We start from the raw sequence: 6929 nt of genomic DNA, 5'->3' as shown, positions 1-6929 counted from the left end.
AGACACCAAAGGGATTTGCCGAGGCCCAGACCCAAACCATTCGATCACCGAATTAGTGAACTTGCACAGCAATGACGGAGTTTGCTGGTCCGTGTTGCGCGCCAATCGCCCGTCATTCCGGCGAGGTCCGCAAGACCGACCCCATCATGACGTTCAGCTTGCTCATAGGAGCAATTGCACCACGCTTCAGTGACGCGGCGACAGGCCTGCGATGACGAAATCGATCATCTGATCGATCGTGGGGCCCGGCTTGGTGGCACACTGGGCGATCATCTGAGGGTGGAAGAAGCGCATCATCGCGGTGCAGGCGCAAAGCGAGGCCAGCTGGAGGTCTGGCGCCTCGAATTCGCCGGAGGCGGCACCTTGTGCGATCATCTGGCCGATGATCGCGGCGATGCACTCCATATGGGCGACGCAGACGTCCCAGTCCTCCTGCATCGCGATCTCGACCATCTCATGCAGCTTGGAATCACCGACATAACGCTCGGTGTTCATGCGATGGATGGTCGTCAGAAGCTGACGGAAGCGGTCCCGCACCGGGCCGGGCTGAGCCACGATCCGATGCGCCTCCAGCTCGACCTCGCCCATCAGCGAGCGCGCCACGGCCTGATGAATCGCCTTCTTCGATTCGAAAAAGCGATAGACGTTGGCCGGGCTCATCCGCAGCTCTTTGGCAATGTCGCCGACAGTGGTCTTCTGGTAGCCGATCTGGCGGAACAGCCGCTCGGCCACCTCGAGGATACGCTCCCGGGTGTCGCCTTCGATATGTTCCGAAACCAGTGTCATCTGTCGAGACTCGTCAAAACTCACTCTTCATTTATTCAGCAGCTTCAGCAAGCGGAAATGCTGGCTCGGCATCGCTGCCATGCTGCGGTGCAGCTTCCGGCTGCTCGGCAGTTCCAGCCTCGTCGAGGCTCTTGCGGAACCAGAGGGCATAGAGGCCCGGCAGGTACAGGAGCGTCAGGAAGGTCGCAACGAACAATCCGCCCATGATGGTGATCGCCATCGGGCCCCAGAACGCCGAGCGCGACAGCGGGATCATGGCAAGGATCGCGGCGAGCGCGGTCAGCACCACCGGGCGTGCACGCCGGACGGTCGCCTCCACGATCGCCTCGCGCCGGGTCAGGCCATGGGAGACGTCGGTCTCGATCTGGTCGACCAGGATGACCGTGTTGCGCATGATCATACCGGCGAGCGCGATCAGGCCGAGCAGCGCCACGAAGCCGAAAGGCTGGTTGGCGACGTTGAGCCCGAGCGACGCACCGACGATGCCGAGGGGCGCGGTGAGGAACACCAGGATCAGGCGCGAGAAGCTCTGAAGCTGGATCATCAACAGCGTCAGCATCACCATGACCATCACCGGGAAGAGGATGAAGATCGAGGCATTGCCCTTGGCGGATTCCTCGAACGCGCCACCCGGCTCAATGCGGTAGGCCGGCTCGAGGTAGTCCTTGATCTGTTGCAGTTTCGGCGTGATCTGGCTGGTCACGTCGGGCGCCTGGACGCCGTCGACGACGTCGGAGCGCACGGTGATCGCCATGTCGCGGTTGCGCCGCCACAGGATCGGCTCCTCGTGGGAATACTCGATCTTGGCGATCTGCTGGAGCGGAACCGCAACGCCATTGCGCGAGGTGATGGTGAGATCGCCGACATGGGCGAGATCAAGCCGCTCGGAAGGGATTGCACGGGCGACCACGCCGACCTTCTCGATGCCGTCACGCACGGTCGTCACCTGTGCGCCGGAGATCAGCATCGCGAGCGACTGCGAGACCTCCTGCGGGGTGAGGCCCATCGCGCGCGCACGGTCCTGGTCGACGACGAGCTTGAGATAGGGCGACTGCTCGTTCCAGTCGAGCTGGACGTCCTTGACGTTCTTGTTCTGCCGCATGACGTCGCGGACCTGGTAGGCGATCTCGCGCACCTTCTGCGGATCGGGTCCGATCACGCGGAACTGCACGGGGAAGCCGACCGGCGGACCGAAATTGAAGCGGTCGACGCGGACGCGGGCTTCGTTGAGCGCACCATCGGCCACCGCATTCTCGATCTTGGCCTTGACGCGCTCGCGCGCCTCGACGCCCTTGGCGACGATAACGATCTCGGCAAAGGCCTCGTTCGGCAGTTGCGGATTGAGGCCGAGCCAGAAGCGCGGCGAGCCCTGCCCGACATAAGCCGTGTAGGTCGAGATGTCCTGATCATCCTTCAGCAGCTTCTCGGCGTCCTTCACCGCCTTTTCGGTAACGTTGAAGGCGGTGCCTTCCGGCAGGCGGAGCTGGAGGAACAGCTCGGGCCGCTCGGACAGCGGGAAGAACTGCTGCTGGACGTGGCCGAAGCCGACGATCGAGGCGACGAAGACGCCGACGGTCGCCACCACCACCGTGATGCGATGGTTGACGCACCACTGCACGATGGCGCGAAGGCCGCGATACATCCGCGTCTCATAGACCGCGTGCGGATCGTGGCTGTGATGCACCTTCATGTTGGGCAACAGCTTGACGCCGATATAGGGCGTGAAGATCACCGCGACGAACCATGATGCGACCAGTGCGATCGCCACGATCCAGAAGATGCTGCCGGCATATTCGCCGACCGCCGAATTGGCAAAGCCGATGGGGAGGAAGCCTGCGGCCGTGACCAGCGTTCCCGTGAGCATCGGAAACGCAGTCGATTCCCAGGCAAAGGACGCGGCGCGGATGCGGTCCCAGCCCTGTTCCATCTTCACCACCATCATCTCGACCGCGATGATGGCGTCGTCGACCAAAAGGCCGAGCGCGATGATCAGCGCGCCGAGCGAGATGCGGTGCAGGTCGAGCGACATCGAATTCATCACGATGAAGACGATGCCGAGCACCAGCGGCACCGACAGCGCGACCACGATGCCGGTGCGCCAGCCGAGCGCGACGAAAGAGACGAACAAGACGATCGCGAGCGCCTCGACGAAGGAATGCACGAACTCGCCGACCGCGTGCTCGACCACGTTGGGCTGGTCGGCGATCAGCTCGACGTCGATGCCCTGCGGCACCGCCTTCATGAACTCGCTGGTCGCCTTCTCGACGTCCTTGCCGAGCTCGAGGATGTTGGCGCCCTTGGCGGTGACGACGCCGATACCGATCGCGGGCTTGCCTTCCTGGCGCACGACGAAGCTGGGTGGATCGACATAGCCATGCGTGACGGTCGCGATGTCGCCGAGGCGGAACACGCGGCCGTTGCTCTCGACCGGCGTTTCGGCAACAGCCTTGGCACCATCGAGCGCACCGGTGACGCGCAGCGGCACGCGCTGTGACGACGTTTCGACCGTGCCGGCTGGGGTCACGTTGTTCTGCTTGGCAAGCGAATCGAACAGTGCCTGCGGCGTGATGCCAAGGGTTGCGAGCTTGGCGTGCGAGAACTCGACATAGATGCGCTCGTCCTGCGTGCCGTAGACGTCGACCTTGGTCACGCCGGGAACTTTAAGGAGGCGCTGACGGAAACCCTCAGCGGTCTTCTTCAGCTGCGCATAATCGGCGCCGTCGCCGGTCATCATGTAGAGAATGGAATCGACGTCGGAGAACTCATCGTTGACGACGGGTCCGAGAATGCCCGACGGCAACTGGCCCTGAACGTCGACGAGCTTCTTGCGCAAGAGATAGAAAAGATACGGCACGTCCTTCGGCGGCGTGTTGTCGCGGAAGGTCACCTGCATCGCGGTGAAAGCTGGCTTCGAGTAGGTCTGCACCTTCTCGAAATAGGGCAGCTCCTGAAGCTTCTTCTCGATGGGATCGGCGACCTGGGTCTGCATCTCCTGCGCGGTCGCGCCCGGCCACATGACCGAGACGTTGACTACCTTCACCGTGAAGAACGGATCCTCGGCGCGCCCGAGCTTCTGATAGGAGAAGAAGCCGGCGACGCCGAGCACGATCATCAGGAACAGGACCAGCGTCGGATGGCTGACGGCCCAGGCCGAAAGGTTGAAGCGCTTCATCGCACTCTCCAGAGGTGACCTATTTCCAACCACCTGTTGAAACCCGCCATTGCGAGGTAGCGAAGCGATCCAGGGGGCTGGGCAGGTTCTGGATCACTTCGCCGCTTCTTCCGTCGCATTCGCGCGACGGCCGAAACTCACCTCGCAATGACGGAACTCTCTATTGTTTGAGCATGCCCCTTAAAACCGGGGTCATGCTCGTTCCGTCGTCAGAAAGAAAGCGAGGACACGATCCGGACTTTCTGGTTCGGATCTAGCTTTTGCACGCCGAGCGCGACGATCTTCGCGCCCTCTTCCACGCCACTGGCGATGACGACGTCGTTGCTCTCGTAGGATTTGACCACGACGGGCTTCAGCGTCACCGCGCCGTTGTCGTCGACGACGTAGAAGGACGGCTTGCCGCCTTCGTTGAACAGCGCCGACAGCGGCAGCCGCGCAACGCGCTCGGTCGCGGCATCCGACAGCGTCAGTGTCGCCGTCATGCCGAGCGCGACCTTGTCGTCAGCTTCCGGCAGCGAGAATTTAGCAAGGTAGGTCCGCGTGGCGGGATCGGCAGCAGGCGCGATCTCGCGCAGCTTGGCGACGTACTTCTTGTTCGGCTCCGACCAAAGAGTGACGCTGGCGACGCCCGACTTGGCGCGCCCGACCAGCGTCTCGGGGATCGCGACGACCGCTTCCTTCTCGGCAAAGCGGGCGACACGGATCGAAGCCTGGCCCGCGGCGACCACCTGGCCGGGCTCGATCAGCGTTGCGGTGACGACGCCGCGGGCGTCGGCATTGAGCGTCGCGTAGGAAAGGGAATTTTTGGTCAGTTCGACCGAGCGCTCGGCGCGATTCAATCGCGCGCGGGCCTCGTCGGCGGCGGCGCGGCTTGAATCCATCTGCGCGTCGGTGGTCCAGCCCTTGGCCTTCAGATCCTTGGCGCGCTGCTCGGCGGCGGCGGCCTGAGCGAGCACACCGGTCGCAGCGGTCTGCTCGGCCACGGCTTGCTCCGCCTGGAGCTTCAGATCAACTTCATCCAGTGTCGCGAGTGGCTGGCCCTCTTCGACCGTCTGCCCGACCTCGACCAGGCGCTTGGCGACCTTCCCGGCGACGCGGAAACCGAGGTCGCTCTCGATCCGGGGCCTGACGGTGCCGACGAAGCTGCGCTCCGGCGTGTCGGCCTCGTAATGGGCGTTGGCGACCAGCACCGGCCGCGGCGGCTCGGCTTTTTGCGCCACGGTGTCATTGCATCCGGCCAGTGCCACGGCCATGAGTGCCAGCGAAGCACCTGCCAAGAGCCTGGAATAGCTCGACAAAATCGACCGGACGAACATTGGACACTCCTGCGGCTGTGTTCCGGAGAAATGTCGACTAATCACTGATAAAAGTCAATAATCGTCAGTCATCAGGAAAGCGTGATCGTTAAGGGATGGTAAGGAGGTAAAATCGGTCAAAGGGTTAGCTTTGGTGTGAAGTCTGGTCGCGTAAGCGGCGCGCGAGAAGCTACGTCACGTCGGGAGTCATTCCGGGGCGCGCGAGCGCGAACCCCGGAATGACTTGATAAGCGGCCCCTCACCGCCCCCCTTCGGCAAACTCGTGCTCGCTCTCGTGGCCGCCGACAAACACCAGGATGCCGGCGATCAGAGGCAGGATCGCCAGGACCAGGAGGCCGGTCGAGGTCTGGCCCGTCGCTTCCTTGACCCAGCCGATCAGATAGGGCCCGGCGAAGCCGGCGAGGTTACCAATCGAGTTGATCAGAGCGATCGCGCCGGCGGCCGCCATGCCGGAGAGCCAGGCGGTCGGCAGGGTCCAGAACACGCCGAAGCAGCAGAATTCGCCGATCGCGGCCACCGTCAGCGCCACCATCGTCAGGGTGGGATCGGTGAGATAGGAGGAGACGCCGAGTGCGACGGCGGTGAGCAGCAGCGGCGCGCCGACATGCATCACGCGCTCGCGCGTGGCGTCGGAATGCCGCGCCCACAGGATCATCGCGATAGTGCCGAACAAATACGGGATCGCGGTGACGAAGCCGGTCTGCGCATTGGTGAGGCCAAAGGCCTTCACGATCTGCGGCAGCCAGAACTGCATGCCGTAGAGCGCACCAACGAAGCCGAAGTAGATCAGGCTGAGTGCAATCACCTTCGGTGAGGACAAGGCTTCGCCGAGCGAGAGGTGTTTCACAGCCTGCTTGGCCGCCACTTCCGAATCAAGCCTGGCCTTGAGCCACGCCTTCTGCTCGGCCGACAGCCAGTCCGCCTTCTCCGGTTTGTCCGTGAGATAGAACCAGGTGACGATGCCGAGCAGCACCGACGGCACGCCCTCGATGATGAAGAGCCACTGCCAGCCCTGCAAGCCCAGCACACCGTCAAGCCCGAGCAGCAGGCCCGAGATCGGCGCGCCGATCACGGTCGACACCGGCACCGCGATGGCAAAGGCCGCGAGGAAGCGCGCGCGATATTCGGCTGGGTACCAATAGGTGAGATAGAGGATGATGCCGGGGAAGAAGCCAGCTTCGGCGACACCGAGCAGGAAGCGCAGGACGTAGAAGCTGGTGACGCCGTTGACCGTCGCCATCAGCGCCGAAATGATGCCCCAGGTCACCATGATGCGGGCGATCCAGCGGCTCGCGCCGAACCTCTCCAGCGCCAGGTTGCTCGGCACCTCGAAGATGAAATAGCCGATGAAGAAGATGCCGGCGCCCCAGGAGAAGATCAGCGGCGTGAACTTCAATTCCGCATTCATGGTCAGCGCGGCGAAGCCGAGATTCACGCGATCGAGGTAGGAAAAGAAGTAAGCCAGCACCAGGAATGGAATCAGGCGCCAGGAGATGGCGCGGATGGTCGAGGTCTCAATCGCGCTCTTGTTAGGGTTCTTGGCGGTGTTTGCGGAACCGGTAATGGTGGTGGTCTGGCTCATGGCGTCCCCCCTAGTTTGTTTCTTTTCTCAGCCTGAGGGCGGTTTTGAGCATCGCGGCGAAAGAGTCAATGGA

At 63.0% G+C, this 6929-nt stretch carries 4 protein-coding genes; all 4 read right to left on the bottom strand.

Annotation, left to right across the window (positions count from 1 at the left end):
• Window positions 1-186 precede the first annotated feature (186 nt).
• Complete coding sequence (locus SO156_RS27875; RefSeq protein ID WP_458145219.1) at window positions 187-786, bottom strand: TetR/AcrR family transcriptional regulator; 600 nt, start codon at window positions 784-786, stop codon at window positions 187-189.
• 31 nt (window positions 787-817) lie between these two features.
• On the bottom strand, window positions 818-3958 hold the full coding sequence (locus SO156_RS27870) for an efflux RND transporter permease subunit (protein ID WP_498537000.1): 3141 nt from the start codon (window positions 3956-3958) through the stop codon (window positions 818-820).
• A 209-nt stretch (window positions 3959-4167) separates the two neighbouring features.
• Window positions 4168-5274, bottom strand: a complete 1107-nt coding sequence (locus tag SO156_RS27865) for an efflux RND transporter periplasmic adaptor subunit (RefSeq protein ID WP_498536999.1) — start codon at window positions 5272-5274, stop codon at window positions 4168-4170.
• A 238-nt stretch (window positions 5275-5512) separates the two neighbouring features.
• Entirely contained in the window at window positions 5513-6856 is a 1344-nt protein-coding gene (locus SO156_RS27860; protein WP_498536998.1) for an MFS transporter, read from the bottom strand.
• Window positions 6857-6929: the final 73 nt, after the last annotated feature.

The sequence above is a fragment of the Bradyrhizobium sp. UFLA05-125 genome (genome assembly GCF_059803515.1).
The sequence above is the reverse complement of the archived record's forward strand: the minus strand, read 5'-3'. Positions and strand labels throughout refer to the sequence as shown.